This is a genomic window from Variovorax sp. F042 (assembly GCF_057814215.1).
In genome coordinates, this window is record NZ_JBVASX010000001.1 from 884,467 (window position 1) to 906,425 (window position 21,959).

General features: G+C 66.5%; 23 protein-coding genes. 8 read left to right on the top strand and 15 right to left on the bottom strand.

Annotated features, from left to right (window positions below):
* Positions 1-87: 87 nt before the first annotated feature.
* Complete coding sequence (locus tag ACZYSP_RS04275; RefSeq protein WP_093073747.1) at positions 88-1,932, bottom strand: potassium transporter Kup; 1,845 nt, start codon at positions 1,930-1,932, stop codon at positions 88-90.
* A gap of 150 nt (positions 1,933-2,082) precedes the next feature.
* Here ACZYSP_RS04275 and hpnC point away from each other — a divergent pair, with 150 nt between their 5' ends.
* From hpnC to ACZYSP_RS04295, 4 genes are read left to right on the top strand one after another with little or no spacing between them, the layout of a single operon-like run.
* The gene (gene hpnC, locus ACZYSP_RS04280) at positions 2,083-2,997 is read left to right on the top strand and encodes a squalene synthase HpnC (protein WP_093075139.1); all 915 of its coding nucleotides are present in this window, start codon (positions 2,083-2,085) and stop codon (positions 2,995-2,997) included.
* Positions 2,994-3,833 (top strand): presqualene diphosphate synthase HpnD, encoded by an 840-nt coding sequence (gene hpnD / locus ACZYSP_RS04285; RefSeq protein ID WP_093073745.1) that lies wholly within the window; start codon positions 2,994-2,996, stop codon positions 3,831-3,833. Before hpnC ends, hpnD begins: the two co-directional genes overlap by 4 nt.
* A gap of 2 nt (positions 3,834-3,835) precedes the next feature.
* Positions 3,836-5,098 (top strand): hydroxysqualene dehydroxylase HpnE, encoded by a 1,263-nt coding sequence (gene hpnE, locus ACZYSP_RS04290; protein ID WP_093073743.1) that lies wholly within the window; start codon positions 3,836-3,838, stop codon positions 5,096-5,098.
* A complete protein-coding gene (locus ACZYSP_RS04295; protein WP_093073741.1) occupies positions 5,095-5,403 on the top strand; it encodes a hypothetical protein in 309 nt (102 codons plus the stop codon). The genes hpnE and ACZYSP_RS04295 overlap by 4 nt, the downstream gene beginning before the upstream one ends.
* Positions 5,404-5,418: 15 nt before the next feature.
* On the opposite strand, the gene ACZYSP_RS04300 is transcribed toward ACZYSP_RS04295, so the two are convergent.
* A complete protein-coding gene (locus ACZYSP_RS04300) occupies positions 5,419-6,060 on the bottom strand; it encodes a LysE family translocator (RefSeq protein ID WP_093073739.1) in 642 nt (213 codons plus the stop codon).
* Positions 6,061-6,188: 128 nt separating this feature from the next.
* Here ACZYSP_RS04300 and ACZYSP_RS04305 point away from each other — a divergent pair, with 128 nt between their 5' ends.
* On the top strand, positions 6,189-6,494 hold the full coding sequence (locus ACZYSP_RS04305) for an NIPSNAP family protein (RefSeq protein WP_093073737.1): 306 nt from the start codon (positions 6,189-6,191) through the stop codon (positions 6,492-6,494).
* 4 nt (positions 6,495-6,498) lie between these two features.
* Here ACZYSP_RS04305 and ACZYSP_RS04310 read toward each other — a convergent pair whose 3' ends face one another.
* A complete protein-coding gene (locus ACZYSP_RS04310; RefSeq protein WP_093073735.1) occupies positions 6,499-7,230 on the bottom strand; it encodes an HAD family hydrolase in 732 nt (243 codons plus the stop codon).
* Positions 7,231-7,245: 15 nt separating this feature from the next.
* Between ACZYSP_RS04310 and hemH the strand changes: the two genes are divergently transcribed.
* The 3 genes from hemH to ACZYSP_RS04325 are packed head-to-tail and all read left to right on the top strand — an operon-like array spanning position 7,246 to position 10,234.
* On the top strand, positions 7,246-8,292 hold the full coding sequence (hemH, locus tag ACZYSP_RS04315) for a ferrochelatase (protein WP_093073733.1): 1,047 nt from the start codon (positions 7,246-7,248) through the stop codon (positions 8,290-8,292).
* Positions 8,289-9,137 carry a class I SAM-dependent methyltransferase gene (locus ACZYSP_RS04320; protein WP_354336304.1) on the top strand — a complete coding sequence of 283 codons (849 nt, stop codon included), beginning with the start codon at positions 8,289-8,291 and terminating at the stop codon, positions 9,135-9,137. The genes hemH and ACZYSP_RS04320 overlap by 4 nt, the downstream gene beginning before the upstream one ends.
* On the top strand, positions 9,134-10,234 hold the full coding sequence (locus ACZYSP_RS04325) for a hypothetical protein (protein ID WP_093073729.1): 1,101 nt from the start codon (positions 9,134-9,136) through the stop codon (positions 10,232-10,234). Before ACZYSP_RS04320 ends, ACZYSP_RS04325 begins: the two co-directional genes overlap by 4 nt.
* Before the next feature lie 15 nt (positions 10,235-10,249).
* Here ACZYSP_RS04325 and ACZYSP_RS04330 read toward each other — a convergent pair whose 3' ends face one another.
* The 12 genes from ACZYSP_RS04330 to ACZYSP_RS04385 all read right to left on the bottom strand — a co-directional run bounded on the left by ACZYSP_RS04330 (position 10,250) and on the right by ACZYSP_RS04385 (position 21,883).
* Positions 10,250-10,813: a thioredoxin family protein gene (locus tag ACZYSP_RS04330; protein ID WP_093075136.1), complete on the bottom strand. Its 564-nt coding sequence runs from the start codon at positions 10,811-10,813 to the stop codon at positions 10,250-10,252.
* Positions 10,814-10,954: 141 nt separating this feature from the next.
* A complete protein-coding gene (locus ACZYSP_RS04335) occupies positions 10,955-11,461 on the bottom strand; it encodes a DUF1993 domain-containing protein (RefSeq protein ID WP_093075133.1) in 507 nt (168 codons plus the stop codon).
* 57 nt (positions 11,462-11,518) lie between these two features.
* A complete protein-coding gene (locus ACZYSP_RS04340; protein ID WP_093073727.1) occupies positions 11,519-12,403 on the bottom strand; it encodes an alpha/beta fold hydrolase in 885 nt (294 codons plus the stop codon).
* Positions 12,400-13,467, bottom strand: coding sequence for a branched-chain amino acid ABC transporter permease (locus ACZYSP_RS04345; RefSeq protein ID WP_093073725.1), 1,068 nt, complete (start codon positions 13,465-13,467; stop codon positions 12,400-12,402). Before ACZYSP_RS04345 ends, ACZYSP_RS04340 begins: the two co-directional genes overlap by 4 nt.
* A 13-nt stretch (positions 13,468-13,480) precedes the next feature.
* Positions 13,481-14,464: a branched-chain amino acid ABC transporter permease gene (locus ACZYSP_RS04350; RefSeq protein WP_093073723.1), complete on the bottom strand. Its 984-nt coding sequence runs from the start codon at positions 14,462-14,464 to the stop codon at positions 13,481-13,483.
* Entirely contained in the window at positions 14,461-15,189 is a 729-nt protein-coding gene (locus ACZYSP_RS04355) for an ABC transporter ATP-binding protein (RefSeq protein WP_093073721.1), read from the bottom strand. Before ACZYSP_RS04355 ends, ACZYSP_RS04350 begins: the two co-directional genes overlap by 4 nt.
* A complete protein-coding gene (locus ACZYSP_RS04360; RefSeq protein ID WP_093056434.1) occupies positions 15,186-15,950 on the bottom strand; it encodes an ABC transporter ATP-binding protein in 765 nt (254 codons plus the stop codon). Before ACZYSP_RS04360 ends, ACZYSP_RS04355 begins: the two co-directional genes overlap by 4 nt.
* A 48-nt stretch (positions 15,951-15,998) precedes the next feature.
* Positions 15,999-17,450: an extracellular catalytic domain type 2 short-chain-length polyhydroxyalkanoate depolymerase gene (locus ACZYSP_RS04365; protein ID WP_307615215.1), complete on the bottom strand. Its 1,452-nt coding sequence runs from the start codon at positions 17,448-17,450 to the stop codon at positions 15,999-16,001.
* A 179-nt stretch (positions 17,451-17,629) separates the two neighbouring features.
* Positions 17,630-18,817, bottom strand: a complete 1,188-nt coding sequence (locus ACZYSP_RS04370) for a substrate-binding domain-containing protein (RefSeq protein ID WP_093056432.1) — start codon at positions 18,815-18,817, stop codon at positions 17,630-17,632.
* A gap of 156 nt (positions 18,818-18,973) precedes the next feature.
* The gene (locus ACZYSP_RS04375) at positions 18,974-19,177 is read right to left on the bottom strand and encodes a hypothetical protein (protein ID WP_256216622.1); all 204 of its coding nucleotides are present in this window, start codon (positions 19,175-19,177) and stop codon (positions 18,974-18,976) included.
* 116 nt (positions 19,178-19,293) lie between these two features.
* Entirely contained in the window at positions 19,294-20,238 is a 945-nt protein-coding gene (locus ACZYSP_RS04380) for a dioxygenase family protein (protein WP_093073715.1), read from the bottom strand.
* A gap of 118 nt (positions 20,239-20,356) precedes the next feature.
* Entirely contained in the window at positions 20,357-21,883 is a 1,527-nt protein-coding gene (locus tag ACZYSP_RS04385; protein WP_093075131.1) for a sigma-54 interaction domain-containing protein, read from the bottom strand.
* Between the last annotated feature and the right edge of the window lie 76 nt (positions 21,884-21,959).

Here is a 21,959-nt window from a genome sequence, read left to right on the forward strand (position 1 = left end):
CCCTGGAAAGGACGAACCGGATCATTACTGACCCACTGGTTAGTAATTTAGGGTAAACGTGAACTACTGTCAATGACCCGCCGGTCACTAGGTGCGTTGACCCATCTCCACAAGCCGGTTGTCAGGCAGCTCGAAGTAATCTGAAGCCCGCCCCGCATTGCGCTGCAGCCAGCCGAACAACACACGCCGGACCGGGTTCATGCCCGGCAGGTTTTCCTCGCCGACCGAGGCGCGCGAGACGAAGTAGGACGTCTTCATCGAATCGATCGCCAACGTCTTCTGGTACGCCAGGATGCGGATGAACTCGGGCACGTCGGGCCGCTCCATGAAGCCGTGGCGCGCCGTGACCATCCAGATGCCTTCCATCAGTTGCTCGGCCTCGATGCGGATGCGTGCATCGACGCGCGGGGTGTCGCAGGGCAGCACGCGCAGCACGATCACCTGCTCGTGCAGCACCTGGTTGTGCTTGAGGTTGTGCAGCAGCGCATGCGGCACCGCAGTGGCGTCGGGGTTCAGGAACACGGCCGTGCCGCTCACACGGTGCGGCATGTGCAACGCCAGCGATTCGACGAACGGCCGCAGCGGCAGGCTCTCGGCCGCTGCGGCCTCCAGTCCCAGCCGGCGCCCCTTGGCCCAGGTGGTGAAGACCACCATCACCACGGCCGCCACCGCCAGCGTGAGCCAGCCGCCCTCGGCCACCTTCAGGCTGTTGGCGATCACGAAGGTCAGGTCGACCACCGCGAAGGCGGCCACGCCGACCACCACCGCCACCTTGTTCCAGCGCCACAGACCCCAGGCCACGATGCCGGCCAGCAGCGTGGTCGTCACCATCGTGATCGACACCGCGATGCCGTACGCAGCCGACAGCGCACCAGAGCTGCGGAAGCCCAGCACCAGCAGCAGCACGCCCACCATCAGCAGCCAGTTGACGGCCGGCACGTAGATCTGCCCGATGGCCGTGCCCGAAGTCTGTATCACCCGCATGCGCGGCAGGTAGCCCATGCGCATTGCATGCGCCGTGAGCGAGAAGGCGCCCGAGATCACCGCCTGCGAGGCGATCACCGTCGCCATCGCGGCCAGCACCACCATCGGCAGCACGCCCCACGCGGGAAAGAGCCGGAAGAACGGGTTGTCGATGGCCGCCGGGTTCGCCAGCACCAGCGCACCCTGCCCGAAGTAGTTCAGCACCAGCCCCGGCAGTGCGATGAACATCCACGCCAGGCGAATCGGCTTGGCGCCGAAGTGCCCCATGTCGGCATACAGCGCCTCGCCGCCCGTGAACGCCAGGAACACCGCGCCCAGCACCGCCAGCGACTGCGCCCGATGCTCGACGAGAAAGCCGAGGGCGCGACGTGGGTCCAGCGCCGCCAGCACCTGGGGCTGCTGCAGCACCTGCCACAACCCGGCTGCCGCCAGCACGACGAACCAAAGCAGCATGACCGGCCCGAAGATCTTGCCGACCACGCCCGTGCCCTTCTTCTGCACCATGAAGAGCGCAACCAGGATCACCACCGTGATCGGGATCACCGCGCGCTGCAGCACCGGCGCCTGCACCTCCAGCCCCTCGACCGCCGACAGCACCGAGATGGCCGGCGTGATCAGGCTGTCGCCGTAGAACATGGCCGCACCCACCAGGCCCAGCATGCCGATGACGCTCCACACCCACGGCTTGGTCTTGGGCCCCGCAACCGCGCTGCGCGCCAGCGCCTGCAGCGCCAGGATGCCGCCCTCGCCGTCGTGGTCGGCGCGCAGCACGAACACCACGTACTTCAGCGTGACCACGAACATCAGCCCCCAGAAGATCAGCGAGAGCAGGCCCAGCACCGAGTCGGGCGAGAACGGCACGCCGTGCTCGGGGTTCATCGTTTCCTTGAAGGCGTAGAGGGGCGAGGTGCCGATGTCGCCGAACACAACGCCCAGCGCCGCGATCATGAGCGTGGGCCCCTTCGGATGCGCCGCCTCGCCGTACGCTGAAACCTGGGGCCCGGAAGCCGAAGCGGATGCTTTCATGAAGCAGAAGTTCAAAGTGGCGACGCTGCGAGCATAGTGCCGGGGCTTTGCATCGTCGCTGACAATCGTGGTGTGTCCGCCACTCCCCACCTCGCTGCGCCGCCTGCGCACTACGAAAACTTCCCCGTCGCCTCGTGGCTGTGCCCGCCGCACCTGCGACCGCCGATCGCTGCGATCTATCACTTCGCGCGCACGGCCGACGACATTGCCGACGAAGGCACCGCCTCGCCCGGCGAGCGCCTGGCCGAGCTGCACGCCTACCGTGAAGAACTCGCCGCCGCCGCCCGGGGCGAAGTGCTCCCGTCGTCGCGCTGGCCGCACGTATTCGGCCCGCTGGCCCACAGCATTGCCCAATACAGCCTGCCCGAAGACCTGCTCGCCGACCTGCTGAGCGCCTTCATGCAGGACATCGAGAAGACCCGCGACCGCGGCACCTACACCGACCGCGCCGAGCTGCTCGACTACTGCCGCCGCTCCGCCAACCCCGTCGGCCGCCTGTTGCTGCATCTCTACGGCGTGCACGACTCCGAGGCACTGGCGCAGAGCGACGCCATCTGCAGCGCGCTGCAGCTCATCAACTTCTGGCAGGACCCGAGCGTCGACCTGCCGCGCGACCGCTTCTACTTTCCGCTGACCGACTGTGCCCGCCGCAAGATGACGCGCGAAAACTTCAAGGTCTTTGCGCCGCTCTCGAACGCCCCGCCGCCGCAGGAAGCTATCAATCTGATAGCAGTGGTGTCGCACTGGGCCCGCGAACTCATGCACGAAGGTGCTCCTCTCGTGCACCGCCTGCCCGGCCGCGCCGGCTGGGAGCTGCGCCTCGTCGTGCAGGGCGGCCTGCGCATCCTCGACAAGATCGAGGACCTGGGCTTCGACACCTTCTCGCAGCGCCCCAGCATCGGCAAGACCGACGCGCCCGTGCTGCTCTGGAAGGCCATGCGGATGCGGAGACAATGGCGGCCCATGAAAGCAGCGCCTCCCCGATGAATCCCGAGCAATACGTGCAAGACAAGGCCGCCGCCTCGGGCAGCAGTTTCTATTACGCCTTCCTGTTCCTTCCCAAGCCGCGCCGCGCCGCGATCACGGCCTTCTATGCCTTCTGCCGCGAGGTCGACGACGTGGTCGACGAGGTCACCGACCCCGGCGTGGCCGCCACCAAGCTCGCCTGGTGGCGCACCGAGGTAGCCCAATCGTTCGCGGGCACGCCGCGCCATCCGGTCATGCAGGCGCTGATGCCGCACACCGCGGCCTACGGCATCGAGGCGCGCCAGCTCCACGAAGTGATCGACGGCTGCCAGATGGACCTGGACCAGACCCGCTACCTCGACTTTCCCGGCCTAGCGCGCTACTGCCACCTGGTGGCCGGCGTGGTCGGCGAAGTCGCGGCCCGCATCTTCGGCCAGACCGATCCGAAAACCACCACCTACGCCCACAAGCTGGGCCTGGCGCTGCAGCTCACCAACATCCTGCGCGACGTCGGCGAAGACGCCCTGCGCGGGCGCATCTACCTGCCGGTGAACGAACTGCAGAAGTTCGACGTGAAGGCGCACGAGATCCTGAACCGCGTGCACTCCGAGCGCTTCGTCACGCTGATGAAGTTCCAGGCCGCGCGCGCCCACGTGGCGTATGACGAAGCGCTCGCCCTGCTCCCGCTCGCCGACCGCCGCGCGCAGAAGCCGGGCCTGATGATGGCCAGCATCTATCGCACGCTGCTGCGCGAGATCGAGCGCGACAACTTCCAGGTGCTGAACCAGCGGGTGAGCCTGACGCCGGTACGCAAGTTCTGGCTGGCGTGGAAGGTCCAGGCGCTCGGGCGCATCTAGTCTTGAAGAAGACAGCTGTCATCGGTGCCGGTTGGGCCGGCCTCGCCTGCGCGGTCGAGGCCACGCGGCTCGGCCATGCCGTCACGCTGTTCGAAGCCGCGCACATGCCCGGCGGCCGCGCGCGGCGCGTCGACGACATGCACGGGCTGGCGCTCGACAACGGGCAGCACATCCTGATCGGCGCCTACACCGCCACGCTGAAGCTGATGCGCGATGTCGGCGTGGATGTCGACAGCGTGCTGCTGCGCCTGCCGCTCTCGCTGCGCTTCGCCGATGGTGGCGGGCTCAAGCTACCACGCCTGCCCGCACCGCTTGACCTGCTGGCCGGCATCTTCGCGGCTCGCGGCTGGACGTGGCGCGACAAGTCTTCGCTGCTGCGCACAGCGATCGGTTGGCGGCTTGCGGGCTTTCGTTGCGCCGCAAGCACCACCGTCGCCGACCTGTGCACCAGCCTCACGCCGCGCGTGATGCAGGAGCTGATCGAGCCGCTGTGCGTCTCGGCCCTCAACACGCCCGTGGCGCAGTCGAGCGGTGAAGTGTTTCTGCGCGTGCTCAAAGACGCCCTCTTCAGCGGCAGCGGCGGCGCCGACCTTCTGCTGCCGCGTGCTGACCTGGGCGCACTGCTTCCCGACGCGGCGATCCGATGGCTGGCGCAGCACGGTGCCGTGACGCGCATCGGTGCCCGCGTGCGCGCCATCGCCCCCGGCGGCGCGCAATGGCGCGTCGACGATGAAGTCTTCGACCAGGTCGTGCTGGCCTGCGCGCCGTGGGACGCCGCCCGGCTCGTCCGTGCGTCCGGCCTGCAAGCGGATGCCTGGTGCGACACCACTGAAGCCCTGCGCTTCGAAGCCATCGCCACCATCTACGTGCGCGGCGCCTCACCACTTGCAGAACCGATGCTCGCGCTGCGCAGCAACCCGGCCACGGCACCAGCGCAATTCGCGTTCGACCGCGGCCAGCTCACCGGTCTGCAAGGCGTGCTCGCGATGGTCGTGAGCGCCAATGAAACACCGCGCGAGGTGCTGGAAGAACAGGTAGTCGCTCAGGCGGCCGCACAGTTGGGCCAGACAAACCTGCAGCTCGTGCAGACAGTGGTCGAGAGGCGCGCCACCTTCGCCTGCACGCCCGCACTTTCGAGACCCGCTTCGGCCATCGCCCCCGGCCTGCAGGCCTGCGGCGACTACATCGAAGGCCCCTACCCCGCCACGCTCGAAGGCGCGGTGCTCAGTGGGCTGGCGGCCGCAAAAGCATTGGCAGCCCCATGACGACCGAACTGCGCTATCTCGATTTCGACTACAGCGAAGACACCGAAGGCCACGGCACCTTCGATGCGATGGCATCCACCACGCCCGACAAGATGCCCGAGGTGCAGGCCGAAATCGCGCAGGTGCTCGCCTGGGCCGAAGCCACCTTCCCCGATGCGCGCGGCGCGCTCGAAGAAGGCGCGATGTGGGACTACGACCTGCAGCAGATGCAGGAAGAAGACGCGCGCTTCGTCACGCACACCCTCTCGCTCAGTGGCACAGCCGATTTCTGCGCGGCACTGCGCGAGCAGTTCGCGCTCGACTGAGCAAGAAGAAAAGAATCAGGCCGTCTTGTTGGGCAAGCGCAGCAGGCTCACCCCCAGCAACACGAACGCCCCACCCGACAGCTTGTTGAACAGCCGCGTGCGGCGCGGGTCCGACAGCTGCTTGCGCAGCAGACGCGCCAGCAGCACGTAGAACGCATGCGACAGCACCGAGGCGGCCGCAAAGGTGGTCGTCAGCACCGCGAACTGCATGGCAAGCGGCGCGTCCTGCGTAAGGAACTGGGGGAACAGCGCCGAGAAGAAAAGAATTCCCTTGGGATTGGTCAGCGCCACCGTCAGGCCGTGACCGAACAAGCGCCAGCTCGAACGCGGCGAGGCCCCTGCCGACGAGCCCTGCAGGTCGGCGAACACGCTGCCCTGGCTGCGCCATTGCTTGATGCCCAGGTAGATCAGGTAGGCCGCGCCGGCCAGCTTCAGCACCATGAAGGCATGAGCCGAGGTCGAGAGCACCACGCCCAGCCCGGCCATCGCAGCGGCCGACACCATGAACAGGCCCATTGCATTGCCAAGCGAACTGATCATTGCGCGTCGCGGGCCCACGCTCATCGAATTCGAGACCGCGAGCAGCACCGCCGGTCCAGGTGTGAAAGCGACGAGCAGCGTGACGCCGCAGAAGATGAGCCAGTTGGAGAAATGCACTTTGGGGTTCCTGCCCGGCGTGAGGCCGCAAGACGTTGAGACAGACGGGAAACTATAGTCAGCCCGGCGAATCGCTGCAGACGCCGCGCCAATACCCCTCATCAGCCCACCTCACGGAACAAGCATCCATGGTCACCTGCTACCTGCGCTACATCGTCGATCCCTACAAGCTCAAGGAATTCGAGCACTACGGCAAGCTCTGGATTCCGCTGGTCGAGAAGTTCGGCGGCCAGCATCACGGCTATTTCCTGCCGTCGGAAGGGGCCAACGACGTGGCACTGGCGATGTTCAGCTTCCCGAGTCTGGCTGCGTACGAAAAATACCGCGCCGATTCGATGCAGGACGCCGAATGCCAGGCGGCTTTCAAGTACGCGGAAGAGACCCGCTGCATCCTCAGCTACGAGCGCAGCTTCTTCCGCCCCGTCTTCAAATAGCGCCTCAGGCGCCCAGCGCCATGCACAGCGCGTGCAGGTTCGGCACGATCAGCTGTGGCCGTGCGCCATGCACCCACGGCCGCTCGTCGCGCACCAGCCAGGCCGCCTGCATGCCGGCGTTGAGCGCGCCGACCACGTCGAGCTCGGCGTCGTCGCCCACGTGCAGCACGTCCTTGGGCAGCAGGCCGACCGACGCGGCGGCCGCGCGGAAGATGGGCGCGTGCGGCTTGCCGCTGCCGAAGGCGCGTGCGTTGAAGGCGGTGCGGAACCAGCGGCCCACGCCGGTCTTGTGGATGTCGGCGTTGCCGTTGGAGACCGCCACCAGCGGATAGCGTTCGCTGAGCCACTTCAGCGCCGGCAGCGCGTCGTCGTACAGCGTCACGCGCTGGCGCTCGGCGAAGAAGGCATCGAAGGCCGGCTCGGCCAGCGCCGGGTCTTCTCCCGCTCGCGTGAGCGCGGTGCGGATCGACTCTCGGCGCAGTGCGCTCAGGTCGTGCGCGAGGTCTGAACGCTCCTTGGCGGTGGCTTCGCGCAGCTCGCGCAGGATGCCTGGAGTCATCAACAGCGAGGCCGTCTTCGGCGCTTCGCGCAACAGCCATTCATGCAGCACAGCTTCGGCGCGTTCGATGGTCGGCCAGATCGGCCACAGGGTGTCGTCGAGGTCGAGAGAGATCGCCGAGATGCGCTTGAGATCGAGGGGCGCGGCGCTTGCGGGGGCCGTGGAAGCGGAAGTCATGCCCGAGAATATCGCATGCCTCCAAGCCACGAGACCGCCTCTCCAAGTACCCCCCGTACCCCGCGCACCGCTGTGCTCTGGTGCAACCTGGGCTCGCCCGATGCCCCCACCGCCGCCGCCGTTCGCCCCTATCTCGCCGACTTCCTGGGCGACCCGCGCGTGGTCGAGATCCCGAAGGTGCTCTGGGCGCTGATCCTGCACGGCATCATCCTGCGCACGCGGCCAGCCAAGTCCGCAGCCAAGTACGCGAGCATCTGGATGCCCGAAGGCTCGCCGCTCAAGGTGTGGACACAGAAGCAGGCCACGCTGCTGGCCGGCTGGCTCGGCGAGCGCGGCCACCGCGTGACGGTGCGCGACGCGATGCGCTATGCCAGCCCATCCATCGCCTCCCGGCTCGACGCGCTGCAGGCCGAAGGCACCACGCGCGTGCTGGTGCTGCAGGCCTACCCGCAGTACTCGGGCACCACCACCGCGAGCGTGATCGACGCGGTGAACGCCTGGAGCAGCAGGCAGCGCCGAGTACCCGAATTCCGCTTCGTCAACGACTACCACGACGACCCCGCCTACATCGAGGCGCTGGCGCAGAGCATCGAGAAGCACTGGAAGACCGACGGCCGCGGCGAGGTGCTGCTGATGAGCTTCCACGGCATTCCCGCGCGCAACATCGCGCTGGGCGACCCGTACCAGGCGCAGTGCCTCGAAACCGCACGCCTGCTCGCGGCACGGCTGGGCCTTTCGAGCACCCAGTACCGCGTGACCTTCCAGTCGCGCTTCGGCAAGGCCAAGTGGCTGGAGCCCTACACCGAGCCCACGCTGCGCGAACTCGGCGCCTCCGGCGTGAAGCGCGTGGACGTGGTCTGCCCGGGCTTCCCGGCCGACTGCCTCGAGACGCTCGAAGAAATCTCCATGGAAGGCCGCGAAGCCTTCCTGCACTCAGGCGGTGAAGCCTTCAGCTACATCCCCTGCCTCAACGACAGCCCGGCATGGATCACCGCGCTCGCGGGCATCGCCGAACGCAATCTGGCGGGCTGGCCTACGCAAAGAACAAGCACCACTCCATGAAGCAGGACCTGCACGAAGCCAACCGGCTCTCGTGGAACGCAGCCACTGTCGCGCACAACAGCCACAAGGGCGACCAGGCCGCCTTCTTCCGCAAGGGCGGCTCCACCCTCTTTCCCGAGGAAGCCGGCCTGCTCGGCGACGTGACGGGCCTGTCGGTGCTGCACCTGCAGTGCAATGCCGGGCAGGACAGCCTGAGCATCGCGCGCCTGGGTGCCGAAGTGACGGGCGTGGACATCTCCGACGAGGCCATCGACTTCGCGACGCGGCTGTCGCAGCAATCGGGCATCGCGGCGCGCTTCGTGCGCTCGGATGTCTACGACTACTTTCGCGATGCACAGGCGCGCGGCGAGCGCTTCGACATCGTGTTCTGCTCGTACGGCACTCTGTGCTGGCTCTCCGACATCGGCGCCTGGGCGCGCGGCGTGGCGCAGCTGCTCAAGCCCGGTGGCCGCTTCGTCTTCATCGAGTTCCATCCTTTCGCACTCGTGTTCGACCCCGCCTGGAAGTTCCACTACGACTACTTCAACGAAGCTCCCGTGCCCGAGGAAGGCGTGGGCGACTACGTGGCCGAGTCCGGCGACGGCCTCGTGCGCGAGGGCTACGAGCGCGGCGTGGATAACTTCAGCAACCCGCATCCGAGCTTCGAGTTCACATGGGGCGTGGGCCAGGTGATGACCGCGCTGTCGCTGGCCGGTCTCGTCATCGAGCGGCTCGACGAGTACCCGTACGCCAACGGCTGGAAGCCCTTCGAAGGCATGCGCGACATCGGTGGGCGCCGCATGGCGCCGCCCGAGGGCATGCCGCGCATTCCGCTCATGTATTCGATCTCCGCACGCAAGCCATGAAACCCTTTCGCATCCTCGGTGGCCTTTTTCTGCTGGCGCCCTTCCTGGCCAGCGCGACTGGAACCGTCGAAGTGCCCAAGGGCGTGTGGGAAGGCACGCTCGGCACCAAGGCCATCGTGGCCTGCTTCAACGCCGAATATCCGAGCGGCAGCTACTTCTACAAGCAATACAGAAAGGCCATCGCGCTGGGCCGCTCCGAGAAGGACAGCTTCTGGCACGAAGGCGGCGAGACCGGCCTGTGGGCGCTCGGCCCGGGCAAAGGCACGACGCTCACCGGCACCTGGAAGAACGTGAAGGGCACGCCAGTGACGCTGCCCATCCAGTTGAACCTGTCCGATGCCACGGGCGGCGACAAGGCCTGCGCGAGCGACGGCTATGCAGGCCTGCTCGAAGCACCGCCGAAGATCGAGACCGGGAAGAAAGAGGAATTCGCGGCCGGCCGCAGCTTTCGCCGCCTGCGCTTCGCCGGGCAGGAAACCATCGAACTCTCCGGCCCCGAGCCTACGCTGGCGGCCATCAACCGCGAGCTGCGCCGCGACTTCGACACCAGCAAAGACACGATCAAGGAGTACTTCGACAAGCGCCGCGAGTTCCTCGGACGGGTCGGCGTGCCGGCGGAAGACGAGAACACCGCCGATCCGTCCTACTGGACCTCGCAGTGGCTGAGCATCCGCAACTACACCTGGACGGCCGGCACGGGCCGTGCCGGCATCTCGTGGTTCTATCGCACCTGGGACCTGCAGACGGGCAAGCAGGTCGACCTGTGGACATGGTTCGCCTCTCGCCAGCCGTCGCCGAACGCTCCCGGGCCGGGCCCCATCGCCACCAGCGGCGGCTCCATGACGCCGAAACTGCGCCGCTTCCTGTTCCGCCACGCCGGCATCGATCCGTCGAAGGCCGAAGAGAACTGCGAGTTCAACTACAGGCAAGACGCCTATTACGACCTGACTCTGGAAGCCAAGGGCATGCGCTTCGCGCAGCCCGACTTCGGCAACGGCTGCGCGATCGAGATCGAAGTGCCCTACGCCGACCTCGGCCCGGTGCTCACGCCCGCGGGCAAGGCGGCAGTACGACGCATCGTCGAATCGCCGAATTAGCCCCGTAGCCTTGGCTCAGGCTGCCGGCCTGCGCGCCAGCAGCACCTCGATCGCGGCCTCCATCTCGGCGTATTCCCCTTCGCCGAAATGCTGGCGCATCACCTGCCCCTTGCTGTCGGCTAGGTAGAACGCGGGCCAGTACTGGTTGTTGTAGGCCCGCCATGTGGCGAATCCGTTGTCCTGCGCCACCGGATAGCGGATGTTGAAACGCTCGATCGCGTCCTGCACATTGCGCGTCGACTTCTCATAGGCGAACTCGGGCGAATGCACGCCCACCACGGTGAAGCCCCGGTCCTTGTACGTCTCGTACCAGCGCACCACGTGCGGCAGCGTGCGAATGCAGTTGATGCAGGAGTAGGTCCAGAAGTCGACCAGCACCACCTTGCCGGCCAGCCCCTGCATCGTGAGCGGCTGCGAGTTGAGCCACTTGTCGATGCCTGCGAACTCGGGGGCCTTGCCGTAGTCCCGCAGGCCCGGGGACGCAGCCAGCGCACTGCGCACCGGCCATCCGCCGCCCGCGACCGCTACGAGCGCGGAAGCCCCTGCCGCAAGCCCCGAGAACGCCCTTCTGGACAACATCTTCATGATCGCAAACCTCGTTCGTGTGTCAGACCGACAGCGGTCTGGCGCGATTGTTTGCGGCGCACGCCGTGCGTGCGCATGTGTCACGGCAATTTGAAGTTTGTCCCGGCGGTGTGAAGGCCGCCGGCCTTCAATGCCTCAGAATTTGCCCAGATAGTCCATCTTGCCGATGGGCATGCCCTTGTGGCGCAGCACGTCGTAGGCGGTGGTCACGTGGAAGAAGAAGTTGGGCAGCGCGAACTGCAGCAGGTAGCGCTGCGCGGTGAAATGTGCTTCGCCTTCGCGCGCCTTGATGGTCACGGGGCGCTCTTCCTGGCCGTCGATCTGCGCGCGCTCGACGCTCTTCAGGAAGTCCTGCGTCTTCACGATGCGCGCCAGCAGGTCGTCCCAGGTCTTTTCTTCGTCGGGAAAGCTCGGCGCGGTGATGCCCGCGATGCGGGCCGTGCCCAGCTTGCAAGCATCGCTCGCGCGCTGGATCTGGCCGGCCAGCGTGAGCATGTCGGGCGCCAGGCGCGCCTCGACCAGCGTGGCCGGGTCGATGCCGTTGGCCTTGGCATGCGCAAGGCTCTTGTCGAGCAGGTGGGTGAGTTGGCCGAGTCCGCGGGTAAAGACGGGCACTGACAGGTCGTACAGAGAGAGCGTCATGGTGTTCGAGGCCTTGTTGTGGTTGGAATCGGCGGCGATTGTCACGCCGCCGCTCCTTCAACGACCGACCGCCCGAATAAACCCTTCGATCGGCTCCAGTTGTCCGGGCACGTTCAGCGCGGGCGCGTGACCGCAGGCAGGCACTTCGATGACCTGCAGCCTGCCGGCCGCGCCGGGGCCCCGGCGCTCCATCTCCTCGATCACGCCGGGCAGCACCAGGTCGGACTCGGCGCCGCGCAGGCACAGCACCGGGGCTTCGATAGCGTCGTAGTGCGGCCAGATCAGGTAGTCGTTGTCGTGCGCGCTGAACTGGCGAACCATGGCCGGGTCGTAGTGCGGCGTGACGCGGCCGTCGGGCAGGCGGCGCGTGGAGCTCTCGGTCAGGCGGCGCCACTGCGCGTCGCTGAGCCAACCGTAGGGCTTGTAGACGGTGCGGAAGAAAGCCTCCAGTTCGGCCACCGTGTCGAATGCGGGCGGCTGGCCCGCATAGGCGCGGATGCGCTCGATGGCGGGTTGGGCCAGTTCGGGCGCGTTGTCGTTCAGCACCAGGCTCGCGATGCGCGCCTTCATGCGCGGCTCGAACAGGCCCGACGCGCAGACTGTGCCGATGGCGCCGCCCATCGAAGTACCAACCCAATGCACGCGCCCCAGGCGCAGCTCGTCGCACAGCGCATTGGCGATGCGCGCGTAGAACGCGAGCTTGTATTCCTCGTCGGGCAGCGGGCTCCACTGGCTCAGGCCGCGGCCGATGGTGTCGGGGCAGATCACGCGGAAGCCGCGTGACGCGAAGTGCTGCGCCAGCTCGTCCATGTCGCGGCAGGTACGCGCCAGGCCATGCCAGGCAATGACCACCGGCGCCTCGGGCGCGCCCCATTCGAGCCAATGGACTTCGCGGCCCGCGAGCTGGGTGTAGCGGGAGAGCGGAATGTTGTTGTCGCTCATCGCGCCGCCCTCGCCCGCAGCTTGCCCACGATGCCGGTCGGAAAGTAGTAGACCGACAGCACGAACAGCACGCCCAGCCACAACAACCAGCGATCGGGCGACAGCAGCGCGGCCAGCCACGGCAGCCCGCTCGCGGCCTCGCTGCCCAGGCGCAGCAGGTCTTGCAGATAGCTCTGCGCCACCACGAACAGCACCGCGCCGATGGCCGCACCGTAGATGGTGCCCATGCCGCCGATCACCACGATCAGCAGCACGTCGATCATGATCTCGAAGCTCAGCGAGGTATCCGGCCCGTTGTAGCGCAGCCAGATCGCAAGCATCGCGCCGGCCAGCGTGGCGAACAGCGCCGACAGCACGGCGGCCGTGGTGCGGTACACCACCACGCGATAGCCGATGGCTTCAGCGCGAAACTCGTTCTCGCGAATGGCCTGCAGCACGCGGCCGAAGGGCGAGTTCACGATGCGCAGCAGCGCCAGCACCAGCACCACCGCGGCCACGAACAGCAGGTAGTAGCACAGCAGCCGGCCATCGAGCGAAACGCCGAGGAAAGGCTCTTCCGAGAACTCGAAACTCGGCGAGATCAGCTCGGGCAGCTTGAAGGTCAGGCCGTCTTCGCCGCCGGTGAAATCCGACAGCTGCGAGGCCAGCGTCTGAAAGGCCGAGGCCACGGCCAGCGTGATCATCGCGAAGAAAATCGCGCGCACCCGCAGCGAGAACAAGCCGATGGCGAACGAGAGCACCAGCGAAATCGCCAGCGATGCACCCAGCCCCACCAGCACCGCGCCCCAGCTGGGCCCGAGCCGCGTTGCCGAAATCGCGATGCCGTAGGCCCCGATGCCGAAGAACATGGTGTGCGCAAAGCTCACGATGCCGGTGTAGCCCAGCAGCAGGTCGAAGCTGGCCACCAGCACCACGAACACCAGGATCTTGGCCGCGACGCTCAGCGCCTTCACGCCCGGGAAGATGAACGGCGCGAACGCCAGTGCGATGAACAGCGCCAGCAGCAGCAAGGCCAGCAAGCGGCTCTTCGGCATGTCGTTGGAGAGAAGTCGTTTCAGGAACATGTCGTCTTCTTCCTCAACGATTCGCCACGGGGTACACACCTTGCGGTCGCCACAGCAGCACAGCCACCATCAGGAAGATGCTCGCGAACTGCGTGAGCGTGGGCAGCAGGAAGCCGATGTAGTTGGTCATCAGCCCCACCAGCAGCGCGCCAATGAGCGCCCCGCCCGTCGAGCCCAGCCCGCCGATGATGATGACGATGAAGATCAGCACGTTGACCTGCGCGCCCATCTGCGGCACGAGGTTCTGCTGGAACAGCCCCCACATCACGCCTCCCAGGCCAGCCAGTGCGCTGCCCACCACGAACACACCGACAAACAGCCGGCCGATGCGATAGCCGAGCGACTCGACCATCTCGCGGTCTTGCACGCCGGCGCGAATGAGCAGGCCGATCTTGGTGCGGCCCAGCGTCCATGCCAGCACACCGAACACGACCATGCCCACAGCCACCGCGAGCAGCCGGTACTTGCTGATGGCCGCATCGCCGATCAGCAGCGAGCCGCGCAGCGCCTCAGGCAAAGGCAGCGGAATCTGCGCCGGCCCCCAGATCACCTTGATGAGCTCTTCGCCAATGATCATGCCGCCCATCGTGATGAGGATCTGCTTCAGGTGTTGGCCGTACACGGGCCGCACGATGAAGCGCTCGAAGGCCAGGCCCACCGCCCCGGCGACTGCCATCGCGACCAGCATGGCCGGGAACACCGCCACGAGGTTGCGCCACAGCTCGCCCGAACCGGTCCAGTCGCCCATCAGCCCGAGCACGCTGCTCGCCACGAAGGCGCCAAGCGCGATGAACACGCCGTGGCCGAAGTTCAGCACGTCCATCAGCCCGAATACGAGCGTGAGGCCCGAGGCGATGATGAAGATGATCATGCCCATCGCCAGCCCCGCGACCGTGAGCGTGAGCCAGGTCGAGAACGAACCGGTGAGCGGCAGCGCGACGAGCGCAAGAATCGGGGCCAGCAGCAGCGGCCTCCAGTCGAAGTCGAGTTTCTTCATAAAGCCAGTCCGAGCAGCGATTGCTGCAATTGCGCGTCCGCCGAGAACGCCGCCATGGAGCCGCTGTGCACCACGCGGCCGTTGTCCATCACCGCAACGTTGTCGCCCAGGCGTTGGGCGAAGTTGATGTTCTGCTCCACCAGCAGGATGGTCACGCCGCTGCGCTTGAGCTCGGCGAAGGCGTCGATCATGTTGTTGATCATCACGGGCGCAAGGCCCTTGCTGGGCTCGTCGATGATGAGCAGCTCGCGCGGTTCCACGATGGCGCGCGACACGGCCAGCATCTGTTTCTGCCCACCCGAGAGCTTGCCCGCCGGGTGGTTCCAGAACTTCTCGACCGCGGGGAAGAGCTTGAAGATCCACTTCAGGCGCGTGTCGTCGATCTGCGCTGCGTTCTTCGCGCTGCGCGCGGCGAGCAGCATGTTCTCCTTCACCGTGAGGTCGGAGAAGATGCCCATGTTCTCGGGCACGTAGGCAATGCCCAGGCCGGCGATCTGCGGCGTGTGCTGCGCGGTGATTTCCTTGTCGCCGAAGCGCACCCTGCCCTGCGACGCATGCCACAGGCCCATGATGGTTCGCAGCGTGGTCGTCTTGCCCGCGCCGTTGCGGCCCAGCAGCATCGTGAGCTGGCCCTTGGGCACGGCGAGGTCTACGCCATGCAGGATGTGATACGCCCCGATGTGCGTGTGCACGCCTTCGAGCGTCAAAAGATTCTGTGTGCTCATGCGGCCTCCTTCGCGACGCCCAGGTAGGCCTCTTGCACCACCGGCGAGGCAATCACCTCCGCTGGTTCGCCGTCGGCCACCAGCGTGCCGTTGTGCAGCACGATGATGCGGTCCGCAAGTTCACGCACCACGTCCATCTTGTGCTCGACCAGCAGGATGGTCTTGCTCTTGTCCTGCTTGAGCTTGCGGATCAGGTCGAGGATGACGGGCGCCTCGGCCGCGTTCATACCAGCCGTGGGTTCGTCGAACATGAAGACCTTGGGCTCCAGCGCCATCAGCAACGCCACTTCCAGCTTGCGCTGGTCGCCGTGCGGCAGGCTCGCCACCGTCGCGTGCTCGCGCGATTTCAGCGCCACGTCGGCCAGGATCTGGTCGGCGCGCTCAGTCAGCGCCTTGTGGTCGCTCCAGATGCTCCACAGGTTGAGCCCGCGCCGGTGCGCGCCCTCGCGCGTGGCCTGCACTGCGAGGCGCACGTTCTCCAGCACCGTGAGGTTCGGGAACAGGTTGGTGAGCTGGAAGGCCCGCCCCAGCCCCGCGTGCGTGCGCGCGGACGGGGACAGGCCCGACAGCAACTTCCCGTCGAGCGACACCGTGCCCGCGCTCGCCTTGAGCTGGCCCGAGATCAGGTTGAAGTAAGTGGTCTTGCCCGCGCCGTTGGGGCCGACGATGGCCGTCAGCGTGCCCGGCGCAAAAGCGCAGCTCACACTGTTGACGGCCACGTGCCCACCGAAGCGGATGGTCAGATCTCGGGTCTCAAGCATCGTTGTTGGTCATTGCGAATCGAAAAGAGAAATGAAGAGCGGCCTGCCTCAACAGGTGCCGATCACGTAGTAGTTGGGGCCCGTCTGCTTCAGCGTGGTCGTGACGTAGATGTTCCACAGGCCCATCGACTGTCCCGAGCCGTAGGCATAGGTCAGGCCCCACAGTGCATAGGCACGCCCGGCGACGGTGTGCGAATAGTTGCTCGCGGTGTAGCACGTTCCGCCGCCGCCAGAGCCCGCGGTGGTCGCGCCCGTGGCTGCGGTCGACATGGCGCCCTCCACGTTGCTGGCGTCCAGCGCGGCCACGGTCCAGCTGTAGGTGGTGGACGCGGCCAGGCCAGTGTCGGTGTAGCTGGTGGCGGCGACGGGCGCGGCGTTGACCTTGCTGCCGCCGCGGTACACGTTGTAGCCGCTGGCACCCGTCACGCCGGCCCAGCCGATCACCATGCTGCTGCTGGTCGCGCCCGATGTGCCCACGCCGGTGGGCGCGGGCAGGCCGCCACCGCCCGCCGAACCGGTGACGCGGTCGATCATGGCCTTCATCGCCGCCATCTGCGGGCCCGACTTCTTCGCGTAGTTGGCACTGTCGTAGCCCCACCAGTCCCAGCAGCTGTTGGTGGCTGCCGTGCTGGTCTGCGGGTAGATCAGCACGATGTTGTTGGTGTCGGCCCAACGGTTGTAGCCGGTCTTGCGCACGTACTGGTCGCTCACGTCGGTGTAGTTCTGCTTGCAGCCGTGCAGCACCAGGTGCACACGACACGACGCGGTGGTACAGGCCTGCGGCACGTAGATCCAGCCGGTGGTGGCCATGCCGTGGCCGGTGACGAACTCCGACTGGTTGAACTCGGTGAAGGTGCCGCCCAGCGTGCCGTTGTTGCGCGGGTTCAGCGGCCCGTAGAGCTGCGTGAGGATCTCGCCCGCCAGGTCGAAGCCGCAGTTGTTGATGTAGGGCGCCGCAGTGGTGCTGCAGGCGCTGCCGTAGTCGTCGGTGACCATCGCGTGGCCCGCACCGATGTTGTTCTTGTAGACCGTGTTGGCCGCGGGCACGAAGCTCTGGTAGTAGGTCTTCAGGTCGTCCATTACCGCCTGCTTGACGGTGTTGTCGGACGTACCCGAGAACAGGTAGACCTTGGAGCCGCTCATGTTCGACACCGGGTCGACCGCCCCGCTGGCCGCCCAGCTGTTGGTGGTGCTCACGAGCGTCGACACCGGGATGCTGGTGCTGTGCGTCATGCAGCGCCCGGTGGCGTTGACCACCGAGCCCTCAGCGCAGTAATACGGCCCGCCCGCCACCACGCCGGCGCCGCGCTTGAATGTGGCCGAGTACGCCACGTGCAGTTGCACTGCCATGAAGCCGCCGGCCGACAGGCCCGACACGCTCACCTCCGCCGGGTTGGCGCCGAGCGCCGGCAGCGGCACCGCCGCCGTCGCGGCATGCGCCGCCACCGCCATTGCCGCAGCCGCGGCAAGTCCCTTCCAGTTCCATTTCATCGCTGGCATCGCTGTCTCCTTGTGTTGTGGGTATCGAACGCTTGCTTGCAGACTGACGAATCGGCCGTAGGTCGCGACAGGCTGCGCGGACGCAGGCTGGCGCTTCGCCCGGCGGCCATCCGGGGCGAAAGGGGAGCAGCGCTTCCTTGAGCGCCGCGCGGGTCAGGGGGTGATCGGCGCTGTCGTGTTCAGCGCTTGTTCTTGATCGGGATGTCCATTTCCTCAGGCTTGATCTCGTGCACCAGCTCCGGCACGCCCCAGGCGAACGCCGGGTCGACCTTGATCTTGAAGTGGTACATCGACTGCATCGCCTGGTGGTCTTCCTTGCGGAAGGTCATCTTGCCCTTGGGCGTGTCGAAGCTCATGCCTTCCATGGTGCTGATGAGCTTGTTGGTGTTGGTGTCGCCGTTGGTCTTCTTCAGCGCCGTCACCACCGCCATCGCGGCCGAGAAGCCGCCGGCCGTGAAGAAGTCCGGCGGCGTCTTGAACTGCTTGTAGTGCGCCGACACCATGGCCTCGTTCACCGGGTTCTTCGGAATGCCGAAGTAGTAGTACGCCGCGCCTTCCATGCCCGGCAGCGACTTGTAGGCCGCCATGGCCGGCAGGATGTTGCCGCCGGTGGCGATCTCGATGCCGTAGCGCTTCAGGTCGAGATCGACGATCTTGAACGGGTTGCCCGCGCCGGCCCACACGATCCAGATGATCTTGCGGCCCGGCTGGTCCTTCAGCTTGTCGATCAGGCGCTGCGCGCCGGCCGTGAAGTCGGTGGTGGTGGGCGGCAGGTACTCCTCATGGACCAGCTTGGCTTTCTTGAGCGCGGCGCCGAAGGCCTTCACGCCGTCGCGGCCGAAGGCGTTGTCCTGCGCCAGCGTGGCGACGGTAACGCCGGCCTTGTCGACGGCCACAGCGTTGGAGATCGCGTCCTGGCTCGAATTGCGGCCGGTGCGGAAGATGTACTTGTTCCACTTGTCGCCGGTGATCGAGTCGGCCACCGCGGGCTCGACCAGCAGGATCTTCTTGTATTCCTCGGCCACGGGCAGCATCGCCAGCGCCACGCCCGACGCAGTCGGGCCCACGGCCAGCGCGGCCTTGTCGTCGGAATAGGCCGCCGCCAGCAGCGACTTGCCGAGGTCGGGCTTGCCCTGGTCGTCCTTCTCGATGACCACGATCTTCTTGCCGTTGACCGTCATCGTGCCGCCGGTGGCGTAGTCCAGGCCCATCATGAAACCGGTCTGGGTCTGCTTGCCGTAGGCCTCCAGCGCACCCGTCTTGCTGTAGATGTGGGCAATGCGGATTTCGTTGGATTGGGCCCATGCGGGGGCGGCAGCGGCACACGTGGCGAGTGCAGCCAGCGCGACGAGGTGGCGACGATTCATATTCATGTCTCCTGATATTGGTGACTGAATATTGCACAGTTCGTGCCACGCGCCAACTCGTTGATAACAAAGGCTTCTTCACTCGGAAGATGTGCCTTTCGCCTGAATTCAAAACACTTGTATTGCCTGAATTTCAGACAAGTGTATTTTTTACAGTCAGGGTTTGCCAGAGGTTTGGCGCTGCGCGATCCACTGCTCGAACTGGCGCTGCGCCTGCAGCCTGAATTCGTTGCGCGTGTGGTTGCAGATGGCATGCGCGAGCCGCCGGTACTTCGGCTTTCGAACGCCGCCCAGGGTCGCGTCGAAAAGATGCTCGATGGTCGCCGAATCGGGCTTGTCGCGCGGCTCTTCGAAATTCATCGGCAGGCCGCACCAGTGACAGTTGGATCCGAAAGACGATCTGAGTGCTTGCACGCTCATGGGTGATACGAAATGGGGGTGATGCGATGCCCCCATTCTCGGACCACCCGGATCGCCTACACCGCGAGGCCGATGTCGGCACGCGCGGTGTAGCCAGCGCTGGCGCTGCCCGACATCGTGGGCGTCATCGCCGCAATCTGCGCGGCCGTGTTGTCGCCGAAGACGTTGTCGGTGGACAGCGACACCGCCGCCAGGTTGGCCACGCTCGCGCTGTAGCCGGTGACGTTCGGGTAGATCGCGTTGCAGACGTCGCTGGGCATGGCCAGCTGCGAGGTGAGCACGGAGTTCTTGCCGGTGGTAGCGGCCGACAGGCTGGTGAACACCTCGAAATGCATGTGCGGCCAACGGCCCGAGTAGCAGGCCGGGAAGATGGTCGTGAAGCTCACCTGCCCCGCGCTGTCGGTGACCTGCACGCCGCGCAGGTAGCTTTCGGCCGAGGCCGTGTACAACGAATAGTTGCCGCTGCGGTCGCAGTGCCACAGGTAGATCGCATAGCCCGCCAGCCCGGCGCAGCTGGCGTTGGTGTTCTGCAGCGTCAGCGTGATCGTCAGGGCCACGCCCTGCGCCACGGTGCTCGAACTGATGAAGCTGCTGCGGATGTCGCTTCGCACGATGCCACTGGCGGTGAGCACGTCGGAGGTCGAGCCGGAGGCGGTGTTGGTGCCGTCCGCGGGATAGGGGCCGGAGGTCTCAGCGGGCAACGCGGGGCAGGCACTGCTGCTGGTGCTCGTAGTGGTGCTGGTCGACGTGCTGGAGGTCGTACTCGTGCTGGCTGCCGTGGTACCCGACGTCGCCGCAGCGCTTACGGCGGCAGCGGTCAGCGCACTGGCGCCGCTCGAATCGCTGCCGCCACCTCCGCCGCAACTGGCCAGCAGCGCCGAGGAAGAAAGCCAAAGCAAAGCTCGGCGACGCTCCAGGAGTTGCGCCTCCATGCGCGGAAGGTCTTCTGCCAGGCTGTGGCCGTGGTGTTGCGATTCGGGGTGGGCGCCGAAGGTTTTCATGCGGGGTTTCTTGCAGGTTAAAACCCGCAGCTTCCGCAAGCCGCTTTGCGCACAAATTTCACCGTGTTGCAGCTTTGTTGCTGAACGCGGCCGGCCCGCGGGCCCGGGCGCTTCCTCTTCAGCGGAGCGGATTCGTCATGCGCTCGTACAGCGTCGCGCGCGAAATGCCGAGCAGCCGCGAGGTGGCGAGCTTGTTGCCGCCCGTGCTCGCGAGCGCGGCGGCAATGGCCTTGTGCTCCAGCTCCGCAATCTGTTGGGCCAGCGGCCGCAGCAGCGCTCCCTCTTCGTCGCCCGACAGCTGCATGGCGTCAGGCGGCGCAATCTGGTCGAGCCCCGCTTCGCGCAGGATGCGTTCGAGCTGCACGGCGTCGATGCGCTGCGAGTCACTGCGCATGGTCACCTGCTCCAGCACGTTGCGCAGCTCCCGGATGTTGCCGCGCCAGTGCTGGCCCGCGAGCAGAGCGAGCGCGTCGGGCGTGAGTTCGGGCGGTGCCTCGCCGCTGCGCAGCGCCATGTCTTCGCCCAGCGCTTCGACCAGCGCGGGAATATCCGCGCGCCGCTCGCGCAATGGCGGCACGCGCAGCGGCAGCACATTGAGGCGGTAGTAGAGGTCTTCGCGGAACTGCCCGCGCCGCACCAGCTCGGGCAGGTCGCGCGAGGTGGCGGCGATCACGCGCGCATCGAAGGGCACGAGCTTGTTGGAGCCCAGCGGCTCGATCTCGCCTTCCTGCAGCGCGCGCAGCAGCTTGGCCTGCAGGCCGAGCGGCATGTCGCCGATCTCGTCGAGGAAAAGGCTGCCGCCGTCGGCCAGCTTGAACTTGCCTTCGCGGCCTTTGCGGTCAGCGCCGGTGAAGGCGCCGGGCGCGAAGCCGAAGAACTCGGCTTCGAGCAGCGTGTCGGGCACGGCCGCGATGTTGACGCTGACAAACTGCCCCTTCGCGCGCGCGGACGAGGCATGAATCGCATGCGCCAGCAATTCCTTGCCAGTGCCGGTTTCGCCCAGCAGCAGCACCGGACTGGCCGACTGCGCCGCACGGCGCGCGTGCCGCTTCACTTCCACCGCCGCCGGGCTGCTGCCGATGAAGCTCGCAAAGGTGTACTTGGAACGGCGCTGGCCGTCGGGCGCGTGCTGGTACAGCGGGTTGTTGCGCTGGCTCGCAAGCTCGCGCCGCGCATCGTCGAGGTCGCGCTGCAGCAGCGCGAACTTGCTGATGAGCGGCTGCAGCGTGGTCTCGGGCTGGTCGAACAGCACGATGCCGATGGCACCGATCACCTCACCCATTCCCCCTTCGCCACCCTCGCGCTCTTCGCGCAGCGGAATGCGGCTGACCACGAAGGTGCCGGCCTTGTTGGTGAGCAGGTCGATCAATATCGGCTCGCCGGTCTCGAGCACGCGCCGCATCTGCGTGTTGGGAATCACGTCTTCCACCATGTGCCCCATGAACTGGTCGATGGAAGAAAAGCCCAGCGCCGGCAGGAAGCGCCGGTAGCCTTCATTCACCCACACGATGCGCCCGCTGCTGTCCACCAGGAACATGCCCTGGCTGATGCTTGAAAACAAATGAAACATCGAGCGCGCGGCCAGCGCGAGGATCCCTTCGGCATCGAGGGGCAATGTGGGCGGTGCGGTGGGAGCGGCGGGCATGGCGCGAATCGTAGCGCGCATCAAACCGCAACAAATCGGGCATCAAATGCCTTCAGGAATTGCTCAGGATCCGGCC